Source organism: Bradyrhizobium cosmicum (assembly GCF_007290395.2).
Classification (GTDB): domain Bacteria; phylum Pseudomonadota; class Alphaproteobacteria; order Rhizobiales; family Xanthobacteraceae; genus Bradyrhizobium; species Bradyrhizobium cosmicum.
In genome coordinates, this window is record NZ_CP041656.2 from 5,176,483 (window position 1) to 5,199,747 (window position 23,265).

Consider the following 23,265-nt stretch of genomic DNA (forward strand, 5'->3'; position numbering starts at 1 on the left):
CCCCCGGTTCTCGCGAACCGGGGGTTTTTCCATTGCGGACCGCATCGTCGGTCTCGAAGTGTCAGATCGCCGGCTTGTCGGGGCCCTGCAACCTGGCGTGCAGGTTGATCAGCCACATCGCCGTCGGCCGCAGGATGAAGAGATCGGCGACGAGGGCCATCACCATCGAGAAGGCACTGAGCCAGCCGAACAGCCGCAGCGACGGCAGGTCGGAGAACACCGTGACGACGAGGCCGCAGGCCAGCACCAAGGTGGTCAGGATCAACGCCGGCCCGACCAGCACGGTCGCGCGCTCGACAGCGAGCGCCGAACCGACGCCCGGCTTGCTCTCCAGCCTGAGGCGATTGAGGAAGTGGATGGTAGCGCTCAAGCCCAGACCGAACGAAACGGTCAGCGCCACGACACTGGCGAATTGCAGCCCCTCACCCATCGCCCACAGCACCGTTCCCGACATCACCACCGGGAAGATGCCGGGCAGGATGCAGGCGAGCATCACTACCCAGGAGCGGAAGGCCAGGCCAATGAAGATCGCGACCAGGGCGAATTCGACGGTGAGCCCGCGGTTGAGCTTCTCGATCATGCCGGCCGAGTTGCGCGCGGCAATCGCGGCAAGACCCGTGACCGCGACTTCGTAGCCGGGATGCTTCTTGCGGACGGCGTCGAGCTCGGAATCGAGCTTGTCGACGATCGGCAGCAACTGGCTGGAATCCTTGTCCGGCACGCGACCGGCGACCACGACGGCATCCTGCTCGGCATCGATAAAGCGCCGCACCAGATGCTCCGGAATGACGCTGACATATTCCTTCAGCGTCGCGACGTCGGCACTGCCGGCCTTTTCCGCAAGCCAGCGGCGCAAGGTTTCGACCGACCAGACGTTGCCGACACCGGCCGTCTTCTCGACGGTCGCATGGACGTCGGCAATCGTCTGCAACGTCTCCGGCGAGTAGAGCGATTCACCCTTGGGGAACTGGATCAGCACGTTCACCGGGTTGGCGCCGGTGAGCTTGGCATCGAGCCGGTCGCTGGCGGCAACGGCCTGACGCTTGTCCGGCACCTGGTCGGCGAGCCGGTAGCGCGGCTCCAGATTGGCGTAGATGACGCCGAGGCCGGCGACGAACAGCACCGCGATCAGGCTGAACAGGCCGGGCCGGCCCACCATGCGCACCGCGATCCAGTAGCAGAAATTACGCAGCGCCTGCACGCCGGCATCCGCGCTCTGGAACTTGGTCGCGAAGACTTTCTCGTTGCGCACCAGCAGCACGCCGAACACCGGCACCAGCGAAAGCACCGCGACCAGCGCGATGATGGTGGCGGCAAGCCCCGCCTCGCCGAACTTGCGGATCAGGTCGGAGTCGGAGAACTGGAGCGCGATGAAGGAAATGCCGGCGGTGCCGTGCGTCAGCACGCAGGCCGGGCCCACCACCAGCACCGCGTTCTTGAACGCGGTAAACTTGTCCTGGCCTGCGATCAGCCGGTCGCGCGCGGCGAAGGTGAGCTGCATCGAGTCCGAGAAGCTGATCACCATGATGAGCGGCGTCATCACGTTCAGGAACATGTTGAGATTGAAATTGGCCCAGCCGAGCGCGCCGAGCGCCAGCAGGATCGCGATCATCGGCGGGAACGCCGCCGCGACCATGAAGGATATCTTGCGGAAGAAGATGATGGCGATGACGCAGCCGGCGAGGATGCCGAGGATGTTGTAGGTGAGCCCGTCGCGCTCGACCGCGTTGCGGATCTCGAGCTGCATCACCGGGACGCCGGAGAGCTGCACGTTGAGCCCGGTATCGCCGAGGTCTTCCTTCATCAGCGCGCGGATGTCGCCGACGGTCTTGGTCAGCTTGTTGGAGGCGACCACCTCCGGATCGAGCGAGAGCACGATCAGCGCCAGCGTGCCGTCCTCAGACAACAGCTTGCCGCGGATGATCTCGTTGTTCTTGACGGTCTCGATGAACTTGTCATAGGCCGCGCCCTCGGGCAGCTCGGACGGGAATAGCGCCGCCGGCAACTTGCCCGGCGCCGGCGCCTGGCGCGCGGAGAACAGCGAGACCAGGCCGCGCGTGCCTTCGACGAGCTGCAGGTCGGTGACGAAGTCGCGCAGCTTCTCGAGGTTATTCCGCGCCAGCAGGGTCTTGCCTTCGACCACGACGAGCACGTCGAATTCCTCGGCCGGGAACTTCTTCGTCACCTCTTCATACTGGCGGAATTCGCGGGTGTTGGAGCGGAACAGCTGCGACAGCGAATCGTCGATCTTGATCCGGTGGATGCCGAACACGGCGCCGACGATCAGCACGAGCAGGACGATGCAGGAAACGATCGGCGCCCGGACGGCGATCAGCCCGATGCGCTCAAGCCCGAAGGCGATCGAGGACGCGGGTCCCTGCTCGACCTTCTCGACATGAACCTCACTCTCGCTGTGCTTTTCGAGCATGCCTTGTCCAGTTCCTAAATCGGCTCGGTCTGTGAGCTTGTTGCGCCCCGCGAACGGCTGGAAAATGCCATACCAATGGGGGTCTTGCCCGTTGAAAATGCGCGGAAAATCGCCGGGAGGGGTTTAGCAGGTCAATCACTCTTCTCGCAAGCAGGCGAAGGGTGGCCGAACCGATCAAGATGCGGCGATTTTTGCCGGAATGCCCGTCATTCGGGCAAAGCCGTGCCAATTCGACGCGGCGCCCGGTCCGCGCTCTCGTCTTTCAGCGCCACGCCGGTTGCTTGCCGCGCCAGCCCCTCGCGCACGAGCCAGGTGATCTTGAACGCCGCCTCGTCATGGCTCAACCCGGCCTTGTGGATGTTCGACACGCAATTGCGCTCGGCATCGGTGCGGCCGGGCCTCGGCGCGAAAGTCAGATAGACGCCGAGACTGTCGGGTGCGGACAGGCCCGGCCGCTCGCCGATCAGCGTCACCACCATCTGCGCACCGAGAATGGCGCCGATCTCGTCGCCGAGCGCGACGCGCGCGCCCGAGGCGACGACGACATTGCCGATCGCGACGCCATCCGCTTCTGCGAGCAGCGGCAGCAGATGCTTCACCAGCTCGACCGCATGGGCATGGACCGCCGCCGCCGACAGGCCGTCGCCGATCACGATCGCGAGCCGGCACGGGTGCGAGGCACTTCGCGCCAGAAGCTGCGCCGAATCGGCATCGAGCTGTCGTCCAAGATCAGGCCGCCGAAGATAGTCCCTGCGGTCGGCCGCCTGGCTCCTCGCCTCGGCGACGACGAGGCCAAGCGCGCGGAGATCGGATACCAGTCGCGATGCATCGAAGGCCGCATGCACGGCGTCGCGGGCGCGGGCATGGTCCAGTGTGAAATCGAGCAGCGCGTGCGTCGGCACGCTCGCGCCGCTGCGCCCGAGCGCGACGCGCGCGGGCGTGAGTGACCGCAGATCGAGGGTCGGGCGGCGGGGGACGGCCGGATCAGACATGTCGCATCATTCGGCGGGAACGGAGGCCTCGCGCAGCCGGATCGAATAGTTCGAGGCGTTCTGCTTGCCGCTGGAGGCCGCGCGCGCAAAGGTGATGAGGTGATGCGCGATCAGGGTGCAGCCGATCAGCCCTTCGAGATCGCCGCGCTTGATGCGTCCCAGCGCGAACTTCCAGAACACCCGCTTGTAGTCGCCGAGCACACCGACCTTCCAGAAGATGTTACGCAGCATGACGAGGCCGCGCCTGATGTTGCGCCAGGTCTTCATCTCGTCCGGCACCGGCATCTTGAGGCGGTGGGGATAGGTGTGGTCGCATTGATACTGGAAGCGCGCAAAGACCTTTTCGGGCTCGTAGGCGGCGCCCATGCAGTGCTTCCACGACGCGACGACGTCGTCATAGGGCAGCAGGAAATCGACGTTGGAATCGCGGCCGTCGTCCTCGATCAGACGCCCTTCCCGCTCCAGCCGGTCCCACAGCGGCGTCTTCGGCAGCGCCTGGAGCAGGTTGATGGTGAGCAACGGAATCTGGGATTCCTCGACGAAAGCCAGCAGCGCATCGGAGGTCTTCGGCTTGTCGGTGTCGAGACCCATGATGATGCCGGACACCACCTCCATGCCGTAGGAGTTGATGGTGCGCACGCCCTCCAGGATCGGGACCATCATGTTGTGGTCCTTCTGCATCGCCTTCAACGCGTCGGGATCCGGCGTCTCGATGCCGCAGAAGATGGTGATGAAATAGGCCTCGCGCATCTTCTCGAGTATCTCGGGCCGCTTGGCGATATTGAGCGTCGCCTCGCAGGCGAGCCGCACCACGTAGCCGGTCCGCTTCTGCCATTCGATCAGATGCGGCAACAGGTCCATCGCCGCCTTGCGGTTGCCGATGAAATTGTCGTCGACGAAATAAACCGTGTCGGTCATGCCGCATTCGCGGAGGCGGTCGAGCTCGGCGATGATCTGCTCCGGCGACTTGAGGCGGGGATTGCGGCCGTAGAGACCGGGGATGTCGCAGAACTCGCACTGATAGGGGCAGCCGCTGGAATACTGGATGCTGCCGAGCATGTATTTCTTCACGTCGGCAAGCTCATAGGCCGGAATCGGAAACTCCGTCATCGGCACCCGGTCTTTGGTCGTGAGGACGACCTGCTGTTCGGGGCGCGAGGTGTCGCGCGACAGGATCTCGATCAGCTGGTTGGTGGCGTCCCCGAGTTCGCCGACATGGAGATAGTCGAACGACGGATAATAATCCGGGCAGGCGCTGACGGAGGGGCCGCCGAGCGCGACCGGAAGGTCGAACGCATGGGCGCGGCGGCAGATGTCGTTCATCTGCTGGCGCTGGATGTGCATGCCGCTGACGAAGACCGCCTCGGCCCAGTCGAATTCGTCCTTGGTCGCGAGGCGGAGATTCTCGTCGACGAATTTAACCTGCCACTCCTCGGGCAGGTAGGCTGCGAGCAGCAAAAGCCCCTGCGGCGGCATGAAGGCGCTGACGCCGTCGGTCAGCGGATAGGAGTGCTCGAACGTTCCGAACGAGGAGGTGTACCGCGGAAACACACAGAGAATCCGCCGGGACGTTCCGTTGCTTTCAGCTCGCATCAAAGTTCCCCCAGCCACGCTCGATATATGGTGCCGAATAGCCGGACATATAGCGTAACGCTGCCGCCGAAATTTCTCAATATTGTGGCAGCATCCTAATTCGCGAAGGGCGCCAATGGTTTCCTTGACTTCCGCGGATGGCGCGCGACCGCACGCTCACGCGATCAGCCGCGAGGCAAAATCGGGCAGCAGCAGTGCATCGCCGGCAAGCCGGAAATCCGCGCCCGCCAGCCCGGCCTGCACCAGCCAGTCGTCGAACTCCGGCGCGCGGCGCAGTCCGAAGACGTCGCGGACATAGAGCGCGTCGTGAAAAGACGTGGACTGGTAGTTCAGCATGACGTCGTCCGCGCCCGGCACCCCCATGATGAAGGTGACGCCAGCGGCAGCGAGCAGCGTCAGCAGATTGTCCATGTCGTCCTGATCCGCCTCGGCATGGTTGGTGTAGCAGATGTCGGTCCCAAGCGGCAGGCCGAGCAACTTGCCGCAAAAATGATCCTCCAGCCCCGCTCGGATGATCTCCTTGCCGTCGTAGAGATATTCCGGGCCGATGAAGCCGACCACGCTGTTGACCAGCAATGGCGCATAGGCGCGGGCGACCGCATAGGCGCGCGCTTCGCAGGTCTGCTGATCGACGCCGTGATGGGCATTCGCCGACAGCGCCGAGCCCTGCCCGGTTTCGAAATACATCACGTTCTGGCCGACCGTGCCACGCTTCTGCGACAAACCGGCCTCCTGCCCTTCCTTGAGCAGAGCGAGATCGATGCCAAAGCTGCGGTTGGCTGCCTCAGTACCGGCGACCGACTGGAAGACCAGGTCAACCGGCACGCCCTGCCCGATCAGCGACAGCGTCGTCGTGACGTGGGTCAGCACGCAGGCCTGCGTCGGGATCTTCAGCCGCGCGATGACCTCGTCCAGCAGGCGCAGCAATTGACCGATGACGGTCGGGTCGTCGCTCGCCGGGTTGATGCCGATGCAGGCATCGCCGGCCCCCAACAGGAGGCCGTCGAGGATCGAGGCAGTGATGCCCCTGGCATCGTCGAAGGGATGATTGGGCTGGAGCCGCGTGCTCATCCGCCCCTTCAGGCCGATGGTGTTGCGGAAGGCGGTGACGACCTCGCATTTCCGCGCGGCCAGGATCAAATCCTGGTTGCGCATCAGTTTGGAGACCGCGGCCGCCATCTCCGGGGTGATGCCGGGCGCCAACTTGCGCAGGATCTCGGGCGTGGCGGCATCCGACAACAGCCAGTCGCGGAAGCCGCCGACCGTGAGCGAAGCCACGGGCGCGAAGGCTTCTGCGTCATGGCTGTCGATCACGAGGCGCGTGACCTCGTCGGCTTCGTAGGGAATGACGGCTTCCTGCAGGAACTGCCCAAGCGGAACGTCGGCAAGCGCCATCCGTGCCGCGATCATCTGCTCGGCGCTCCCTGCGGCAATGCCGGCCAGCCGGTCACCGGAGCGCGGCGGCGTCGCCTTGGCGAGGAGGTCGCGCATATCAGGGAATGTATAGGTCGTCGCGTCGATGGTGTGGCGGTAGACCAAAGGCCTCTCCGGGGTCGTCGGCCGATCGCCGACATGGTACCAGTCTATCGCGTTGGGATACGCGGTTGGCAGCCTTTGCGCATGCCGATGCTTGCAGCATTCCATGTCTTTCGCGCGGCAGAAGCCGCAGCCCCGGCAAACACCTGATAAGACTTGGCTTTCTGCGACTGACGGCTGCATCGCGCGGCCCCTCGCGTTAACCGTGCATGCACCTTCCTCCTGCATAGTTTTGCATCAATTCTTAAAACGACCGCACACACCGGCCGCTCCCGGCCATTCGGGCCCCTGAACACCATGACCACCGACCGATCTGGGAATGCCACTCGCCTGGCAGGCCGCTTCACGCTTGCGACCAAGCTCTATGCGATCTTTGCGCTGTTCGCTCTGCTGACGGCGGCGATCGCGTTGCTGTCCGACTACAACAGCCGCCGCAGCGCCGAACTGACCAGCGCGATCGAGACGGCGAACGCGGCGGCGCTGAACGTCGAGCGGGTCAACTCGCTGGTCTATGCGGTCGTGATGGAATCGCGCGGCGTCTACATGTCGGCCGAACCGGCCGTGGTGAAGAAATACGGCGAGGGCCTGCTCAAGTTCAACGCGCAGATCCTGAACGTCGTAAAAGGCTGGGAGGGCATCGTCAAAGCCGACGATGCCGAGCAGTTTGCCACCTTCAAGAAACGCATCGAGCAGTTCGTCGACTTCCGCAAGGAGCTGGTACGCCGCGGCGTCGAGATCAACGCGGCCGCGGGCCGCGAATGGGGCGACAACGACGCCAACCGCGCCGTGCGCTCGGCGCTGAACAAGGATCTCGAGGCGCTGTCCAAGGTCTACGCCGAGCGCGCCAGACAGATCGCACAGCAGACCGAGACCAATCGCACGCTGTCCTTCGTGCTGACCTGCCTCGGCGGCGTGGCGCTTGCGCTGGTCGTGATCGGCATCGTCATCATCGCCCGGTCGATCGCCCGCCCCCTCTCCGCCATCACGGCGACCATCAAGCAGGTCGCGGACGGCGCCGATGATGTCGTGGTGCCGCACGCTGACCGCGCCGACGAGATCGGCGCGCTGGCACGCGCCATCCAGATCTTCCAGAACGCGATGGGCCGCAACCGCAATCTCGCTTCGCAGGTGTCGCAGGACTCCGCCGCGCGCGAGCAGCGCGCCCGCCATATCGAGCAATCCGTCGACGAGTTCCGCGAGGCGATCGGCGCGATCATGCGCGGCCTCAGCGACAACGCCTCGGTCATGCGCGAGACCGCGCAGACCATCACCCGCGTCACCGCGAATGCGAGCAGCCGCGCCGGCACGGCGGCGGACGCGACCGAGCAGGCCTCCCACAACGTCACCGCGGTGGCGGGCGCGGCCGAAGAGCTGTCGGCCTCCGTCGAGGAGATCGGCCGTCAGGTCCGGCAGAGCGCCGGCGCGGTCGAGCAGACCGGCCAGCGGACCGAGAAATCGATCGCCGAGATCGAGAGCCTTGCCGCCGCCACACAGCGCATCGACGGCGTGCTCAGCTTGATCCAGGCGATCGCCGAGCAGACCAACCTGCTCGCGCTCAACGCCACCATCGAGGCAGCGCGCGCCGGTGACGCCGGCCGCGGCTTTGCCGTCGTCGCGCACGAGGTCAAGGCGCTAGCGGGACAGACCGCGAAGGCGACCGCCGACATCAGCGAGAACGTCGCGATGATCCAGGCCTCCACCCGCAACGCGGTCGATGCCGTCCGCGAGATCGGCGGTGCGGTGCGCGAGATCAACGAGGTCACGACAGCCATCGCCGGCGCCGTCGGCCAGCAGGACCAGGCAACCCGCGAGATCTCTTCCAATGCGCAATCGGCGGCCCAGGGCAACGAGACGCTTGTGGCCAACATCACCTCGCTCCGCGACGCCATCGGCGAGACCGACACGGCGGCATCCTCGGTGCTGACGGCGGCGAGCAGCCTGACCGCGACGGCGGACACGCTGTCGCGGGAAGTGGAAAAGTTCTTCCAGAACCTCCGCTCGGGGTCTGCGGACGGACGTATTGCCAAGGCGGGGTAACGCCACGTCCGCCGATACAAGGCGGCGATTGGCCAGTTTCCAACAAAGCTGCCGAAAACCCCCCCCCGTAGCCGGGCGCGCCGGGATGGATCACTCAATTCTCGTCGCTTGGGCCGCTTCGGCTTTTGTTGTGGCCCGGAGCTGCGGTCGACGGCGGCGTGAGAAATGCGTCGAACCGCTCTTTCACGATTGCGTAGCACTCGCACGATGCCGCTTCCAGGGCCAGGCGATCCAGCACCTGAATCGCTCCCCGGCGATAGCTGATGAGACCCGCGGTCTGCATCGACTGCGCGGCCAGCGTCACGGATTTCCGATTGGCGCCCAGGATATGAGAGAGAAATTCGTGGGTGTAGGGAAGAGCTTCGCCTTCGGCCCTGTCGTGCATCATCAGAAGCCAGCGGCAAATTCGCTCCTCAGTCGAATGCATCGTATTGCATGCGACCGTCTGCTGGACCTGCGACAGCAGCGTCTCCGAGTAGCTTACGAACAGATCGCGCACGTGCTCGCTGTTCCTGAATTCGTACTGCAACAGCTGGATGGGACAACGGACCGTATGGCCTGCGAGCTGGACGATGCACCGGTTGAAGGAGACCCGGCTGTACATGGCAGCGAACAGGCCGAACGCACCTTCGCGCCCGATATTCGCGGTCTCGATCGCCGCGCCATTTTCCAGCACGGTGAGCAATGACAGCACGGAGCCCTGCGGGAAATAGGCGTGCTGGAGCAGGCCTCCAGCGTCGCAGACCATCTCGCCAAGCTTGAACGAGATCGGCTCCAGATGGGGATCCAGTCGCTTGCGACTGGCGGGCTCAAGTGCGCCCAGCAGCCGATTGCTCCGCAGATCATGGTCCGTTTGCACCAAGGCTCCATTTTGTTCCGGCTCCGCCTTCTGCGTCATCCGGACAACGGGCAGGTCGATAGGAGCGCGCGGGATCGGGACCATCACGTCGCACTCATCTGACAGATGAGTCTGAGCAAAAGCGCTCAGTCACCCGTTTGATTGCCTCGGCTCAGTCAATGGGAACCAATGATCGAAGTTTCTCGACCAATACCGACGCCTGGTACGGCTTTCCGAGGAAGCAGCTGTTCGTAGGGAGATCGGAGGATGGATGCTGCTGCCTGCCCGACACGACCAATATCTTGATCGGAGGCCAGCGGTTGCGGACTGCATGAGCCAGTTTGAGTCCGTCCATACTTCCGGGCATGTTGATATCCGTGAAAACCAGAGCAATGTCTGTGCGCGATTCCAGCATGGCAACCGCTTCGTCCGCATCGCGGGCCTCGATCGCGGTGAAGCCCGCCTCCTCGACGACTTCGACGGCAAGCATCCGCAGCAGCGGTTCATCATCCACGACAAGGACGATTGGCGGTAATTTGCCGGCTGGGGTGCTCATCATTCGTCCAAATCCTTATCGACCCCGGTATCGTCAACCTCGGTATCGTCCACGGCATGGTCCTGGGCCGGCTCTTCCACCTCGCCAGACCATTGCCTTGCCATTCGCAGCCAATGTTCCCTCAAATCGGGGTCGCTCGTTTCCTTGGCGAGTTGCCTGAGTTCCGAAGCCAAACGCAGCCGCTCAATCTCGGATTTACGATCGTTTTCTGAATCAGCCATGGTCCTCCGGAACCGGAGGTGAGTAGTCGCACACCGACGCTGCCGGTGTCGGTGGTCCAACCACAGAGCAGAAGCCGTCACAGTGGCGATTGGAACTCGGAGGGTGAGCTATTTTGCTCAGACTCTCCGAAGGAAGGCAGCCACACTTCAGCTGAAACACATTCGAAATTTGCCGGGCGCAACCCGTGTTCGGAGAATCGTATGCATGAGGGACGTCAAGCGAGCCAGGAATCCCTCGATACTTCGTCCGCCCCCCTCAGCCGGAACGAACTTCACTACCGGCTGCGGCAGCAGTCGCTGCTCGGCGAGTTCGGTCGCACGGCCATGCAGACCCGCGACTTGCGGGAAATTCTACAACGCGCCACCGAACTGTGCGCCATCGGATTGGATGCCCCGTTCGTCAAGGTGCTTGAATACGAACCGGATGAAAAGCGTCTGATGGTGCGCGCGGGGGTCGGCTGGGCGCCCGGGACCATCGATGTCGTCTCACTCGCAGCCGACATCGGATCGCCTGCCGGCTATGCCTATCAGACAGGAACGCCCGTCATTTCGAACCATTTGGAGGCGGACACCCGCTTCCGCACGCCAAAGCTATTGGCGGATCACGGCATCAGGCGCGCCATCAACGTGCTGATCGAAAAAGGCGGAGAGGGTAAGGCCTTCTTCGGCGTGCTCGAAGTCGACAGCGCCGATCCCGGCCAGTTCGACCAGGACGACGTTCATTTCCTTACCGGCTTTGCCGGCCTGCTCGGGGTCGCGATCGAACGTCAACAGGCCGATGCCAAGCTTCAAGAAGCGCTCAAGCACCAGGCGCTGCTGACGCGAGAGATGAGCCACCGCGTCAAGAACAGCCTCGCATCGGTGGTGGGCCTGCTCCGCGTCCAGGCGCGCAGCGCCCAGTCCCAGGATGTCACGAATGCGCTGCAGGACGCGAGTTTGCGGGTGTCGACCATTGCCGAGGTGCACGATCACCTCTGGCGCAGTTCGCACATCGGTTATGTCGAACTTGCGGACTTCATGACCGAGCTCTGCAAGAAGCTGCAAGGCAACACCGGAGGGCACACTCTGCATTGCCGCGCAGATCCGATGCTGCTTGCAGCCGACCACGCCATTCCCCTCGGACTCCTGATCAACGAACTTGTCACCAACGCGGTCAAATACGCCTATCCGGAAGGAGGCGGCGACATCGAAGTTTCCGCCAGGGAGATCGATGGACACCTACACGTCGAAGTCTCCGACCATGGCGTCGGCCTTCCGGAGGGGTTCGACATCGATCAGCCGCGAGCAAGCCTCGGCTTCAAGGTTGTCACGGGCATGGTGAGGCAGCTTCAGGGCCATCTTACGCTGTTGAAGGATCGACCCGGGACTCATTTCCTGCTCGATCTGCCCATCCTATCCCAGCCACCGGGACCCGCTGGAGGATAATCCAAGAGCCGATGCCCATCAGGCAGAGCCATGCTAACCTGTCTAGGTTGTCAGGTCGTCTGGCTGCCCCCGGCGGGCAGCAGGTCGCGGGTAGAAGCGCAGCTCAATGAACAAGAACAATCGTGTGCTTTTTCTGTGCACCGGCAATTATTATCGAAGCCGCTATGCCGAGGAGGTCTTCAACCATCGCGCCGGGCTCGAAGGGCTGGACTGGCTCTCCTTCTCTCGCGCGGTCGCCGAGAGCCTCTCGCCGGAAAATGTTGGGCCGATCTCGCGCTATGCGCTGGAGGCGCTGCAAGCAAAGGGCATCGCGCCGGCCGGCGCTGCGCGCCATCCCGTGCTCTGTACCTTCGACGACTTTGCGGGGGCTGAGCTTGTCATCGCGCTGAAGGACGCCGAGCATCGCCCGATGGTCGAGCGCCGCTTCGCCGGCGTCGCCCATCGCGTTCAATATTGGGACGTGGATGATATCGAATATCTCGATCCCCCGACGGCGCTGGCCAGGATCGACGAACAGGTCGGGCTGCTGATCGGACGCCTGCAGATGCGCGCGCGATAACGAGGGTTATCGCTTGCGAGCCTGGCGAGGCCTGAGCCAGCGCCTCGTCCTTCGAGACGACCGCTCCGGGTCTCCTCAGGATGAGGCTCAGCGGCAGCCCGCCTGCGGACATAGCAGCCACGCACTTCCTCCTCATTGGCGTTTTTCCTCATCCCGCGATACTGATCCATCGCGGCAGGAGATCAACGTGCGCCGGCGCGACTGAACTTCCGTCCGATTGTACAAGCAAGACCAAGAAGGAATTCCATGAGCCAGACCCGGCGTGTTCTCTCGGCGCAGATTGCCCACGAGACCAACACTTTCTCGATCGTTCCGACTACGCTCGAGGACTATCGCAAGCGGCTATTTCTCCTCGATGCCGAGATCGCGCCGGCGCTGGCCGACACCCGGATGGAAATCGCCGCCCATCTGGCCGCAGCCAAGCGTTACGGCTGGAGCCTGGTGCAGCCGATCGCCGCCTCGGCCACCCCATCCGGGAAGGTGACGGCCGAGTGCTGGGCCGAGCTGCAGCGCCTGGTCTACGCGGCCTGCGAAACGGGGCCGCTCGACGGGGTCATCCTCGCATTGCACGGCGCGATGGTGACCGAAACCGACGACGACGCCGAGGGGGCGCTGCTCGAAGGCTTGCGCAAGCGCCTGGGCGAAACAATCCCGATCGCGGTGACGCTCGACCTGCATGCCAACGTCACCGAACGGATGGGCCGGCTGGCCAGCATCATGCTGCCCTACCGAACCTACCCGCATATCGACCAGTACGAGACGGCGTTCCGCGCCGCTGAACTGCTGCAGTCGGCGATGGACGGCACGATTCGTCCGAAAGTCTTCCGCCTGCAGGGACCTCTGCTCGAAGGATGCAATCATGGCCGGACCCAGGGCGGCGTGATGAGCGACCTGCTGGCGCGCGCCGCGGAGATGCAGACGCAAACGCCCGGCCTTCTGTCCGTCGACCTCTGCGCGGGCTTCAGCCGCTCGGACATCGCCGAGGTCGGCCCCAGCATTCAGGTCACCTATGATGCCTCCCACAACGCCGCTGAGACGGCCGCGCGGCAGGCCGCGACCGCGCTCAACGACGAGATGATCCGCCGGCGCGCCGAAGCCACCGTCACGGTGCTCGACTTGCCGACCGCGACGCAACTTGCCGTCGCAGCCACAGCCGATGCCACGGATACCCGTCCCCTCGTGATCGCCGACTTCAGCGACAACCCGGGTTCGGGCGCTTATGGCGACGGTGTCCGCCTGTTGGAGGCGCTGCTCGACGCCGAGATACAAAGCGTGCTGTTCGGCGTCCTCGGCGACCCCGAAGCGGCGGCCCGTTGCCATGAAGCGGGCCTTGGGGCCAGCCTCGAAGTCGTCGTCGGCGCCAAGCGCGATCCCGCCAGCTATGGACCTCCGCTCACGCTGACCGGGCGGGTGACGGGCCTGTCGGGCGGCGCCTTCGTATGCGAGGGGCCGATGAATGCCGGCCAACCCATGACGCTCGGGCCTGCGGCCCTGCTGGAGGTCAACGGCATCTCCATCGCGATTTCGACCAACACGCTGCAGACCTACGATCAGGAAATGTTCCGCATTCTCGGCGCAGAGCCGGCTCGATTCCGCATCGTCGCGGTCAAGTCCGCGCACCACTTCCGGGCGGCCTTCGGGCCGATGGCCAAGGAGGTGATCCTGGCCGACAGCGGCGGCCTTGCCACCTTTGACCACACCAAGCTGTCCTACCGAAAGGTCCGCCGGCCCGTCTGGCCGCTCGACGAAATCCCGGCGGGCTGACCTGCCCGCCCGGGCCCTTGCTCGACGGCGCGCCGATGCACCTGCTCCGGCGCGTCGCCGATACGAATGAAACGCCTGCCCGTCATTTCCCGTCGAGGAAAGCGCGCACCGTGCTCACGGTCTGCGCCGGCTGCTCTTCCATGATCCAATGCCCGGAGCCGGTGATGATGCCGGCGTCGACCCTGGTGCCGACCTCGCGCATGATCGCGGCTTGCTGATCGCCAAAGGACTTTTCGGCGCCAAGGGCAAGGATCGGCATGTTCAGCTTGGTCGCGGCAAAAACCTTGTTGTCGGCGGCGTCCTTGCCGAACGCAGCGAACTGCTCGAAGGCATAATGCATGTTGCCGGGCCGGGCATAGAGCTTCGCATAATGGTTGCGCGTCGCTTCGTCGATCGCCTTGGGATCAGCCGACAGTTCGTTGTAGAACCGGTCGAGATAGATGCGTTCGCGGCCCTTGACCAGGCGATCGACGTCAGGACCGCGGAAATTGAAGTGCCACAGCATGGGGCTCTTCAGGATTTCGTCCCAGGGACCAATGCCGGGCAGCGGCGCGTCGATGACGACCCATTTGGTGATGCGATCGGAATATTGCGCCGCCAGCGCATAGCCCACCATGTTGCCGATGTCGTGAGTCACCAGATCGGCCTTCTGGACATTGAGCTTGTCCATGACCATGGCGATGTCGACGCCCTGGTTTTTCTTGTCGTAGCCGCCTGCAGATTGCGACGACAGCCCCATCCCGCGCAGGTCCGGAACGATCACGGTGTGGTCCTTGTAGAGCGCCTTGGCGAGCGGCGCCCACATGTCGCCGGTGTCGGCAAAGCCGTGCAGGAGAACGACCGCCGGTCCCTTTCCGCCAACGCGGACATGCAGGGTGACGCCGTTGACCGAGATGCGCTCGATTCTGAAATCCGCGGGAAACGGCTCGACGGCCGCAAGAGCGGATCGGCCGCTCCAGACGATCAGGATCGTCAGGATGGATACGAAAATGGCCGCGATGGACCGCGCGCCGGAGGTCCGGCCGCCCGGGACGAAACTGAACATTGTTGACCTGCTCGCTGATTATGCCGAGCGCAACAACGTCGGCAGTGACGCACCAAAGAATCCGGTGCATCAGAGCACACCATGCTACCTTTTGACCAGATGCGAGCCCCGATTTTTGCGCAAACGTCCGGAAAGCTGTCTGCCTACGCCATCACCCCGCCGCGCTTGATCAGCGCCTTGCCGACAGCGGCGAGGTGCACCTGGTCCGGCCCGTCGCCGATGCGGATGAAGCGGGCGTAGACATAGGCGCGGGCCAGGAAAGTATCCTGCGAGACACCGGCGGCGCCGTGGATCTGGATGGCGCGGTCGATGACGCGGGCGGCCATGCTCGGCACCACGATCTTGGCGGCCGCGATCAAGTCGCGGGCGGCCTTGTTGCCTTCGCGGTCCATCCTGTCGGCGGCTTGCAGCGTGAGGAGGCGCGCCTGCGCGATTTCGCAGAAGGAATTCGCGATGTCCTCCTTGACCGAGCCCTGCTCGGCGAGCGGCTTGCCGAAGGCGACGCGGGAGACCGCGCGCTGGCACATCAATTCCAGCGCGCGCTGGGCGCAGCCGATCAGGCGCATGCAGTGATGAATGCGCCCGGGCCCGAGCCTGCCCTGCGCGATCTCGAAGCCGCGGCCTTCGCCGAGCAGGATGTTTTCGGCGGGCACACGCACATTTTCGTAGACGATCTCGGGATGGCCGACCGGGGCGTCGTCGTAGCCGTAGGTGAGCATGTCGCGGATGATCCGCACGCCCGGCGTGTTTCTGGGCACCAGGATCATGGATTGCTGGCGATGGCGGTCGGGATCGTCGGGCGCGGTCTTGCCCATCACGATCAGGATCTCGCAATCCTCGTTCATCGCGCCCGAGGTGAACCATTTGCGTCCGTTGATCACGTAGCTGTCGCCGTCGCGCTTGATCTCGCACTGGATGTTGGTGGCATCGCTGGAGGCGACCTGCGGCTCCGTCATCGAGAATCCGGAGCGGATGCGCCCGTCCAAGAGCGGCTTCAGCCAGCGCTCCTGCTGCGCAGCCGTGCCGTAGTTCGCCAGCACCTCCATGTTGCCGACGTCGGGCGCCGAGCAGTTGAACACTTCGGGCGCCCAGAGGATGCGGCCCATGATCTCCTTCACCGGCGCATAGTCGAGATTGCTCAGGCCAATCTTGTTAGGGTCTTGCCCGTGCTCGCCTGACAGAAACAGATTCCAGAGCCCCTGCTCCCGCGCCAGCCGCTTCAGGTCCTGAAGCACCCGCGGCGTCCTGTAGCGCATGGCTTCCGGTTTCACCTGCTCGTAATAGAGCTCCTCCACCGGCTCGACATGCGTCCGCATGAACTGGCGGACGCGCTCCTGAAGCTCCAGCGAACGGGCGGAGTGTTGAAAGTCCATGGTATTCTCCCCCGTTCGCTGAGCCGTGTGTCAGGTGCCCCGCAGCAGCTCGCTCGCCACGACCCAGTCATTGCCGTCGAACTGGAGCATATAGCCGTCCTTGATCGGGCGGAAATCCTGCGGCGTGGTGTTGAGCGTGATGCCCGGCAGCAGCAGCGACAGCGGCACGTTCTTCAGGTTCGCCGCCTGCGCCATGATGTTCTCGCGCGTCAGATTGTCCTTGCACTGCTTCAGCACCACCACCAGCGCCTCGGCCACCGTGTAGCCGTAGAGCGCGGCGACGTTGTTGACGTCGGCATTGGGCAGCCGCCTCTTCACGAAGTCGATATAGGCCGACATCGCCGGATCGTCCTTCGGCTGCTCGACGAACGGCTTCAGCGAGCCGAGCGACAGCACGCCCTTGCCGGCATCGAGCCCGGCCGGCACCATCACGGTCGCCTTGTTGGCGCAGCCGCTGGCGAGGAAGCGCGTCGCGACCCAGCCGACCTCATGCGCCTTCCGGATCGCCTGCGCGCAGGCGCGCGGCGTCACGGAGTAAATCATGAAGACATCGGCCTTGGTGCTCGCCAGCGTCAGCACCTGAGAATCGACGGTGGGATCGCTGACCTCGAAGCTCGAGGCCATCGCGATCGCCTTGTCTGCATCCGCACCAAGCGCTTCCTTGACGCCACGAAAGTATTCCTTGCCGGCGTCGTCGTTCTGGTAGAGCACCGCGAAGCGCGCATTCGGGTTCTTGGCGCGGGCATAGGCGACGTCGATCGCGGCCTCGCTGGTGTAGTTCGGCGCCCAGGGCAGCGCCATCGACCACGGCATGTTCGCCGGATCGTTCCATTTCGAGGCCGAGCTGATCAGGAACAGCTGCGGCACCTTGTTGCTGTTGAGGTACTTCGCGATCGCCGAGCTCGGCGCGGTGCCCATAGTGGCGAAGATGAAGGCGACGCCATCGCCCTCGACCAAACGGCGCGCGGCTTCCATGGTCTTGGGCGGCGAGAACGCGTCGTCGAGCGACATGAGATTGAGCTTGCGGCCGTTGACCCCGCCCTTCTCGTTGACCTCGTCGAAATAGGCCGCGATCACCCTCCCGGTGATGCCAAGCGGCGACGCCGGGCCGCTATAGGGCATGGTGTTGCCGATCTTGATCTCGGTGTCGCTGACGCCGGGACCGTAGGATTTTTGCGCAGAAGCGGATGTCGACAAGCAGGCGGCAGCCAGCGCTGCGGCCAGGGCCAAAGCGGCTCTCATGGTTTCTCCCCGGTGATTATCGCCGCGCGGCGAAGCGACGGCGCGACGCGCTGTTTTTGGTCAGCGCGTCAGATCAGCGGAGTTCCGCGAGATGGTCTTGCGTCGAGTTGCTGGTTAGTGCCGCTGCTTCAGGCTGAAGCCGAGGCTGATCCAGCCCGCGCCGGCCATGATCAGGTCGATGCCGAGGAACAGGCCGAGGATGTAGACGCTGTTGACGGGCCAGCGCGCCACGATCAGCAATCCGAGCAGCAGCGTGATGGCGCCCGAGAGCGCCACCCAGACCCACGGGCTTTCGCGCTTCATGCTGAAGGCGAGGAACAGCCGCACCGCGCCCGAGGCGATCAGCGATGCGCCGAGGAAGAGCGTCAGCAGTACTGCCGCGAACAGCGGGTTCTCGAAGGTCAGGAAGCCCGCGACCACATAGAGCGCGCCGAGCAAGGCCCAGATCAGGAACTTGCCCCAGCTCTTCATCTGGAACGCGCCGATGATCTCGGCCGCGCCGGCGACGATCATCATGGCGCCGACCACGATCACGCTCGCCACCGTCGCCATCACCACGCTGCCGAGCGCGACGAAGCCGGCGATGAGATAAACGACACCGAGCGCGACGATCCAGCCCCATTTGGCATGCAGCGCGGCGATGCCGGAGCCGAGGCTTGAGTGATGAGATGTATCCGAAGCACTTGTCATGACGCCACTCCTGCATGCGAAGCCCGGAGGCACATTCAGGATAGCATGAGCCGGACCGGGACGACAGGCAGCAGAGCAGCCCAGGCCGTCAGCAACATTGACGCAAATCAAGATCGAATGCGGCGGTTCAGCCGCAGCGTTTCTTTGGAAGCTCAGCCGCGCACTGCTGCCGCGCGCACATCGCGCACCGCCTGCGCCCATTCGGCGGGCCGCTCCTGCGGCAGATTATGGCCGGCGCCGGCGAACACGCGCCGCTCGAAAAATCCCTCGAACTTCTTCGCATGATGGGCGGTGCCGGGATTGACGCCGTCGCTGTCGCCGTCGATCGCAATCGTCGGCACGCGTACCGGCGGCTGCACGGCGAGCTCTGCCTCGATCGCAGCATAGGCGGGATCCCCCGCGACCAGCGCGTAGCGGTGGCGGTAAGAATGGATGACGACGTCGACGAAATCAGGATTGTCGAACGACGCCGCGCTCCTTTCGAAGGTCGCGTCGTCAAATGCCCAGGTCGGCGACCACATCGCCCAGAGCTGGCGCGCGAAGCCGCGGCGGTTGCGCTCGAGCGCGCGGCGGCCGCGCTCGTTGTGGAAGAGATACTGATACCAGAGCGCCGCCTCCTCCGGCGGCGAAGCCGGCTCCATCGCACGGGCGATGTTCTGGATGTTGTAGGAATTGCCAGTGACGAGTCCGATCACGCGCTCGGGATACAGCACCGAGACGACGCAGGCCGCGCGCCCGCCCCAGTCATAGCCGCCGACGACCGCGCGTTCGATGCCGAGCGCGTCCATGAAGGCGAGCAGATCAGCGCCCAGCGCCGCCTGCTCGCCGGAGCGCAAAGTCCGGGCGAGACGAAACCGCGTCGGCCCGTAGCCGCGCAGCCAGGGCACCAGCACCCGCGCGCCGGCTTGCGCAAGGATCGGCGCGGCCTCGGCATAGGCGTTCACGTCATAGGGAAAGCCGTGACCCATGATGCAGGGCCAGCCATCGGGCGGGCCGTAGTCGAGATAGGCGATCTCCAGCACATCGGTGGTGACGGATCTTTGTTGCATGCGACCTTTCCGGCAAAGATGGAAGCTCGCAGCTTAAGCCTTCACGGCGATGGCACTCAAGGGCCAGGCGTGCATTCAGGCCGCGGCGACCGGCCTGCGCATATCGTGCGCGTGCTGCGCCTCGGCAGGTTCCGCGACCTTCTGCTCGTCGATCATGCGGTTCACGACATCGACCGGCATCGGCTTGCCGAACAGATAGCCCTGCACGCTGTCACAGCCTTCCTCGCGGAGGAAATCGAGATGACGCGTGGTCTCGACGCCCTCGGCCAGCACGGGAATGTTGAGACTGCGGCCGAGCAGCAGCGTCGCCTTGACGATCGCGGCCGCATGCACGCTGGTCTCGACCGCCTGGACGAAACTCTTGTCGACCTTGATCTTGTCGAACGGAAAGGCCTGGAGCGTCGACAAGGAGGAATAGCCGGTGCCGAAATCGTCCATGGCGACGGTCACGCCGATCCTCTTCAGGGCGAGCACCACCTGCAGCGCATGCTGGCGGTCGGCGATGATGCCGCTCTCCGTCAGCTCGATCTCCAGCCGCGCCGGTGGCAGCCCCGTCTCCTTCAGAATTTCCGCGACCCGCCGCGACAGGTCGTGGTTGAGCTGCATCGGCGCAACGTTCACCGCTACCCTGTACGGCAAGCGCCATTGCGCGGCAGTCTGGCAGGCTGTCCGCATCACCCAGTCGCCGATCTCGATGATCAGGCCGGTCTCTTCCGCGATCGGAATGAAGGCATCCGGCGGGATACGTCCCTTCTGCGGGTGGTTCCAGCGGATCAAGGCTTCGAAACCGACGATCCCTCCGGTCTGCGTATCGTTCTGAACCTGATAGTACAGCTCCAGCTCGTTGCCGATCAGTGCGCGCTTGAGATCGATCGCAAGCTCGGCGCGGGCGCGGCTGGCCTCGTCCATCGACGGCTCATAGGTGCAGATCTTGCCGCGGCCGAGGCTCTTTGCGCGATACATCGCAAGGTCGGCGCGCTGGGTGAGACACTCGCCGGTCTGCCCGTGCTCGGGAAACAGGGCAACGCCGATGCTGCAACCGACCGCAAGGGTCTGATGCTGCCACTCGACCGGCTCGAGCACGACCTTGCGCAGCCGCTCGGCGAACTTCACCGCCTCGCCGCGCGCGAAGATCTCGCCCTTGACGGCGACGAATTCGTCACCGCCGATCCGGGCCAGGAATTCGCCCTCCTGCAATTCGCCGGAGATGCGCCGTGCCAACTGCTGCAGCAGATAGTCACCGCCGATATGGCCGTGGACGTCGTTGATGTCCTTGAAGCGATCGAGATCGATCGCCAGCACGACGACGCGCGCGGTGTCGTCGCCGCGTCCGGCCAGCAGATCGTGCAGCCGCTGCGCCAAGCCGTTGCGGTTCGGCAAACCGGTCAGCGGGTCGTGCATCGCCAGTTGCTTGTAACTTTCGGTCGCTTCGTAGGCGGCCTGCAAGTCAATCGCGTAGGCCGAGGCTCCCATCGCCATCATCAGACTGACGCCGACGATGACACTGGTGATCATAAAGGTGTCGGACAGGGTCTGCGGCGACACGGCGATGTCGAAGACCGGGTAGATCGTCACGGCGGCCATGCCGGTGAAATGCAGCGAGACGATCGCCAGGATCATCGCGAGCGTGCCGCCATATTTGCAGAAGCGCGTGATCGGCCGCGCAATGCGGTTGGCGGCCACAGCGCCAAAGCCCGCCGCGAACACGACAGACAGTGCAACGAGCGGGTAGTTCCAGCCGAGCACGCCTGGAATCTCGAACCCCGCCATCCCGGTGTAGTGCATCGCGGCGATGCCGAGACCGAAGATCGCGCCGCCGCCCTCGATCGCGGGCCCGAGCCGGGTGTGGGTCGTCATGAAGAACCCCATCCAGGCCAGGATCACGGCGATCATCAGCGAAGCAAACGACAGCGCCGGCTCGAAGGCACGCGCGACCGGCGCGTTGTAGCCCAGCATGGCCGCAAAATGGGTGGTCCAGACGGTGCCGCCCGCAACCAATCCGGACAGGAACAATAGATGCAACCGCCGCATGCCGGTATTGCGACGAACCCGCGCCAACAGCCGCATCGACAGCAGGGAGCCCAGCACGCAGACGAGCGCCGCAGCCAAGACGTAGCTGAGGTCATGCTCCGCAGGCAGACAGGTCAGGGCTTGCCACATCGAATGATTTCTCCCGAATGCGAGATACGGGCTTGGCGTGAGAACGGATCAGGGCGGGTCAATTGTTGGTTAGAAAAGTGCGAATGGCCGCCCGGCGCATGGGGGCGCAGGCAGGCGATCGGGCCACGGCGGGCCTTAAGCGCCGGTTAGGACGGCGCTCCGGTCCCGGCTTCAAAGGGAACAAACCGGAAGCAGGATGAAGACGGGGTGAGCGGCCCCTGCATCACTGACGACAACTGGAACCCCGCTTGTCGCAGGGCGGGCGAACGCCTAAGACATGAGCAACCCGGCAGGTGATCCAAACGGCGGCGTCCATCGTTTCCGAGCGGATACACCAACCGAGGCTTCATGAACGCCGGTCTTCCAGCCCTGAGCAGGTCCGTACGGAGCAGGCCCTCCGTGCCCGCTCGTCGCTGGATCCGGTTGCAACGGACACCATTGGAAAGGCCCAAGGCGACGGTGGAATGGGCTGAATTGATCGGACGTGTCGCGGCCCATGGCGATCGCGATGCCTTCAAGCTTCTGTTCGAGCATTTTGCTCCTCGTGTGAAGGGCCTCCTGATGAAGATCGGGACAGACGCCGACACCGCGGAGGAAATTGCGCAGAGCACGCTGCTTGCCGTCTGGCGCAAGGCGGCTCAATTCGATCCGTCGTCCGGCGGCGCAGCCGCGTGGATCTTCACCATCGCGCGGAATCTGCGTATCGACGCGGCGAGGCGCGCGGTGCGACAGGCGCGTACCGACCAGCCCGGCCTCATCGACGACGCCGACGACATCGTGGACTCGCCGGAGATCCTCATGACCAGGGGCGAGGATGTGTCGCGCGTCGCGGCAGCGCTGCTTCGCCTGTCAGAGGAGCAATCCAGGGTGGTCCGGATGTCGTTCATCGAGGAACGGCCGCATGCCGAGATCGCCGAGAGTCTCGGCATTCCCCTGGGAACCGTGAAATCGCGCATCCGACTGGCCATGAGCCGCCTGCGAGACCTGCTGGACGAACCGACATGACCATCAGCCACCACCCACCGGATGAACTGCTTGCCGACTTCGCAACGGGCCGGCTCGACGAGGCCGATCATCTCGTTGTCGCCGTGCACGTCGCGCAGTGCCCGGCGTGCCGCCGCTTTGCCGGGGCTATGGAGCATCTGGCCGGCGCAGCGCTGGAGGAGACCGCACCGGTTGCGATGAAGGCCGATGCGTTCGGGGCGATCATGGCGAAGCTCGACGAGCCCCAGCCGGCGCCGCGCGCCGATGTCCCGCCCCCCTCCGCGCTTCCGGACGAGGATTTGTCGGAGATATTGCGCCGCTGCCGGTTCGGCAAGCAACGCCGCGTGGCACCCGGGCTTAAGCTTCAACCGATCATTCTGCCGAGCGCGAAACAATCGCGCGCGTTCCTGCTGTGGTCCGCGCCCGGCGCACGCATGCTGCAACACTCGCACTCGGGAACGGAGCTGACCTGCGTGTTGAAGGGCAGCTTCAGTCACGAAGCCGGCCGCTACGGCCCCGGCGATTTCGACTTCGGCGACGGCGACGTCGATCATCAGCCGGTCGTGGGGCCGGAAGAGCCTTGCCTGTGCCTGGTCGCCATGACCGGAGACCTCGAACTGCATGGACTGCTTGGCCGGCTCATTTCGCCTTTCGTCCGGCTTTGAGCGCGACCTCCGGTCGCGGAGGTGATCCAGCGCCGCGCTTCCATCGTTTCTTCGCTGACTGATGCCGGAGACGAAGCATGAGCTGCGGTCGCGCCGTTCAAAAGGATT

The 23,265-nt window shown here is 64.5% G+C and carries 19 protein-coding genes; 6 read left to right on the forward strand and 13 right to left on the reverse strand.

Annotated elements, in window-relative coordinates:
* Positions 1 to 61: 61 nt before the first annotated feature.
* From FNV92_RS24960 to FNV92_RS24975, 4 genes are all read right to left on the reverse strand, one after another.
* Positions 62 to 2,428 carry an efflux RND transporter permease subunit gene (locus FNV92_RS24960; protein ID WP_015687469.1) on the reverse strand — a complete coding sequence of 789 codons (2,367 nt, stop codon included), beginning with the start codon at positions 2,426 to 2,428 and terminating at the stop codon, positions 62 to 64.
* Positions 2,429 to 2,634: 206 nt separating this feature from the next.
* Entirely contained in the window at positions 2,635 to 3,420 is a 786-nt protein-coding gene (gene eutC, locus FNV92_RS24965) for an ethanolamine ammonia-lyase subunit EutC (RefSeq protein ID WP_143844141.1), read from the reverse strand.
* A 6-nt stretch (positions 3,421 to 3,426) separates the two neighbouring features.
* Positions 3,427 to 5,013, reverse strand: a complete 1,587-nt coding sequence (locus tag FNV92_RS24970; RefSeq protein ID WP_143844140.1) for a B12-binding domain-containing radical SAM protein — start codon at positions 5,011 to 5,013, stop codon at positions 3,427 to 3,429.
* A 156-nt stretch (positions 5,014 to 5,169) separates the two neighbouring features.
* Complete coding sequence (locus FNV92_RS24975; RefSeq protein WP_143844139.1) at positions 5,170 to 6,552, reverse strand: ethanolamine ammonia-lyase subunit EutB; 1,383 nt, start codon at positions 6,550 to 6,552, stop codon at positions 5,170 to 5,172.
* A 294-nt stretch (positions 6,553 to 6,846) separates the two neighbouring features.
* Between FNV92_RS24975 and FNV92_RS24980 the strand changes: the two genes are divergently transcribed.
* The gene (locus FNV92_RS24980; RefSeq protein WP_015687473.1) at positions 6,847 to 8,586 is read left to right on the forward strand and encodes a methyl-accepting chemotaxis protein; all 1,740 of its coding nucleotides are present in this window, start codon (positions 6,847 to 6,849) and stop codon (positions 8,584 to 8,586) included.
* Positions 8,587 to 8,680: 94 nt separating this feature from the next.
* Here FNV92_RS24980 and FNV92_RS24985 read toward each other — a convergent pair whose 3' ends face one another.
* The 3 genes from FNV92_RS24985 to FNV92_RS24995 form a co-directional block, all read right to left on the reverse strand.
* Positions 8,681 to 9,484 (reverse strand): Crp/Fnr family transcriptional regulator, encoded by an 804-nt coding sequence (locus FNV92_RS24985; RefSeq protein ID WP_244623826.1) that lies wholly within the window; start codon positions 9,482 to 9,484, stop codon positions 8,681 to 8,683.
* Between the two features lie 112 nt (positions 9,485 to 9,596).
* Entirely contained in the window at positions 9,597 to 9,983 is a 387-nt protein-coding gene (locus FNV92_RS24990) for a response regulator (RefSeq protein WP_143844138.1), read from the reverse strand.
* Complete coding sequence (locus FNV92_RS24995; protein ID WP_015687477.1) at positions 9,980 to 10,201, reverse strand: hypothetical protein; 222 nt, start codon at positions 10,199 to 10,201, stop codon at positions 9,980 to 9,982. The genes FNV92_RS24990 and FNV92_RS24995 overlap by 4 nt, the downstream gene beginning before the upstream one ends.
* A gap of 201 nt (positions 10,202 to 10,402) precedes the next feature.
* Between FNV92_RS24995 and FNV92_RS25000 the strand changes: the two genes are divergently transcribed.
* From FNV92_RS25000 to FNV92_RS25010, 3 genes are all read left to right on the forward strand, one after another.
* Positions 10,403 to 11,626 (forward strand): sensor histidine kinase, encoded by a 1,224-nt coding sequence (locus tag FNV92_RS25000; protein ID WP_015687478.1) that lies wholly within the window; start codon positions 10,403 to 10,405, stop codon positions 11,624 to 11,626.
* 106 nt (positions 11,627 to 11,732) lie between these two features.
* Complete coding sequence (locus FNV92_RS25005) at positions 11,733 to 12,185, forward strand: arsenate-mycothiol transferase ArsC (protein ID WP_015687479.1); 453 nt, start codon at positions 11,733 to 11,735, stop codon at positions 12,183 to 12,185.
* A 246-nt stretch (positions 12,186 to 12,431) separates the two neighbouring features.
* On the forward strand, positions 12,432 to 13,949 hold the full coding sequence (locus tag FNV92_RS25010) for a M81 family metallopeptidase (protein WP_143844137.1): 1,518 nt from the start codon (positions 12,432 to 12,434) through the stop codon (positions 13,947 to 13,949).
* A gap of 82 nt (positions 13,950 to 14,031) precedes the next feature.
* On the opposite strand, the gene FNV92_RS25015 is transcribed toward FNV92_RS25010, so the two are convergent.
* The 6 genes from FNV92_RS25015 to FNV92_RS25040 form a co-directional block, all read right to left on the reverse strand.
* Positions 14,032 to 14,994 (reverse strand): alpha/beta fold hydrolase, encoded by a 963-nt coding sequence (locus tag FNV92_RS25015; RefSeq protein WP_143844136.1) that lies wholly within the window; start codon positions 14,992 to 14,994, stop codon positions 14,032 to 14,034.
* Between the two features lie 143 nt (positions 14,995 to 15,137).
* A complete protein-coding gene (locus FNV92_RS25020) occupies positions 15,138 to 16,367 on the reverse strand; it encodes an acyl-CoA dehydrogenase family protein (RefSeq protein WP_143844135.1) in 1,230 nt (409 codons plus the stop codon).
* 30 nt (positions 16,368 to 16,397) lie between these two features.
* Entirely contained in the window at positions 16,398 to 17,609 is a 1,212-nt protein-coding gene (locus tag FNV92_RS25025) for an ABC transporter substrate-binding protein (RefSeq protein ID WP_143844134.1), read from the reverse strand.
* Positions 17,610 to 17,723: 114 nt separating this feature from the next.
* On the reverse strand, positions 17,724 to 18,299 hold the full coding sequence (locus FNV92_RS25030; RefSeq protein ID WP_015687484.1) for an HdeD family acid-resistance protein: 576 nt from the start codon (positions 18,297 to 18,299) through the stop codon (positions 17,724 to 17,726).
* A 152-nt stretch (positions 18,300 to 18,451) separates the two neighbouring features.
* Positions 18,452 to 19,348 (reverse strand): alpha/beta fold hydrolase, encoded by an 897-nt coding sequence (locus tag FNV92_RS25035; RefSeq protein ID WP_143844133.1) that lies wholly within the window; start codon positions 19,346 to 19,348, stop codon positions 18,452 to 18,454.
* A 75-nt stretch (positions 19,349 to 19,423) separates the two neighbouring features.
* On the reverse strand, positions 19,424 to 21,508 hold the full coding sequence (locus FNV92_RS25040; RefSeq protein WP_143844132.1) for a putative bifunctional diguanylate cyclase/phosphodiesterase: 2,085 nt from the start codon (positions 21,506 to 21,508) through the stop codon (positions 19,424 to 19,426).
* Between the two features lie 459 nt (positions 21,509 to 21,967).
* Here FNV92_RS25040 and FNV92_RS25045 point away from each other — a divergent pair, with 459 nt between their 5' ends.
* On the forward strand, positions 21,968 to 22,513 hold the full coding sequence (locus FNV92_RS25045) for a sigma-70 family RNA polymerase sigma factor (RefSeq protein WP_143846217.1): 546 nt from the start codon (positions 21,968 to 21,970) through the stop codon (positions 22,511 to 22,513).
* The gene (locus FNV92_RS25050) at positions 22,510 to 23,157 is read left to right on the forward strand and encodes a ChrR family anti-sigma-E factor (protein ID WP_143844131.1); all 648 of its coding nucleotides are present in this window, start codon (positions 22,510 to 22,512) and stop codon (positions 23,155 to 23,157) included. Before FNV92_RS25045 ends, FNV92_RS25050 begins: the two co-directional genes overlap by 4 nt.
* Positions 23,158 to 23,265: the final 108 nt, after the last annotated feature.

Excerpts from the sequence above, each read along its gene's own strand:
- FNV92_RS24960 (WP_015687469.1), bottom strand. The coding sequence starts at position 2,428 with ATGCTCGAAAAGCACAGCGAGAGTGAGGTTCATGTCGAGAAGGTCGAG.
- eutC (WP_143844141.1), bottom strand. The coding sequence starts at position 3,420 with ATGTCTGATCCGGCCGTCCCCCGCCGCCCGACCCTCGATCTGCGGTCA.
- FNV92_RS24970 (WP_143844140.1), bottom strand. The coding sequence starts at position 5,013 with ATGCGAGCTGAAAGCAACGGAACGTCCCGGCGGATTCTCTGTGTGTTT.
- FNV92_RS24980 (WP_015687473.1), top strand. The coding sequence starts at position 6,847 with ATGACCACCGACCGATCTGGGAATGCCACTCGCCTGGCAGGCCGCTTC.
- FNV92_RS24985 (WP_244623826.1), bottom strand. The coding sequence starts at position 9,484 with ATGACGCAGAAGGCGGAGCCGGAACAAAATGGAGCCTTGGTGCAAACG.
- FNV92_RS24990 (WP_143844138.1), bottom strand. The coding sequence starts at position 9,983 with ATGATGAGCACCCCAGCCGGCAAATTACCGCCAATCGTCCTTGTCGTG.
- FNV92_RS24995 (WP_015687477.1), bottom strand. The coding sequence starts at position 10,201 with ATGGCTGATTCAGAAAACGATCGTAAATCCGAGATTGAGCGGCTGCGT.
- FNV92_RS25000 (WP_015687478.1), top strand. The coding sequence starts at position 10,403 with ATGCATGAGGGACGTCAAGCGAGCCAGGAATCCCTCGATACTTCGTCC.
- FNV92_RS25005 (WP_015687479.1), top strand. The coding sequence starts at position 11,733 with ATGAACAAGAACAATCGTGTGCTTTTTCTGTGCACCGGCAATTATTAT.
- FNV92_RS25010 (WP_143844137.1), top strand. The coding sequence starts at position 12,432 with ATGAGCCAGACCCGGCGTGTTCTCTCGGCGCAGATTGCCCACGAGACC.
- FNV92_RS25015 (WP_143844136.1), bottom strand. The coding sequence starts at position 14,994 with ATGTTCAGTTTCGTCCCGGGCGGCCGGACCTCCGGCGCGCGGTCCATC.
- FNV92_RS25020 (WP_143844135.1), bottom strand. The coding sequence starts at position 16,367 with ATGGACTTTCAACACTCCGCCCGTTCGCTGGAGCTTCAGGAGCGCGTC.
- FNV92_RS25025 (WP_143844134.1), bottom strand. The coding sequence starts at position 17,609 with ATGAGAGCCGCTTTGGCCCTGGCCGCAGCGCTGGCTGCCGCCTGCTTG.
- FNV92_RS25030 (WP_015687484.1), bottom strand. The coding sequence starts at position 18,299 with ATGACAAGTGCTTCGGATACATCTCATCACTCAAGCCTCGGCTCCGGC.
- FNV92_RS25035 (WP_143844133.1), bottom strand. The coding sequence starts at position 19,348 with ATGCAACAAAGATCCGTCACCACCGATGTGCTGGAGATCGCCTATCTC.
- FNV92_RS25040 (WP_143844132.1), bottom strand. The coding sequence starts at position 21,508 with ATGTGGCAAGCCCTGACCTGTCTGCCTGCGGAGCATGACCTCAGCTAC.
- FNV92_RS25050 (WP_143844131.1), top strand. The coding sequence starts at position 22,510 with ATGACCATCAGCCACCACCCACCGGATGAACTGCTTGCCGACTTCGCA.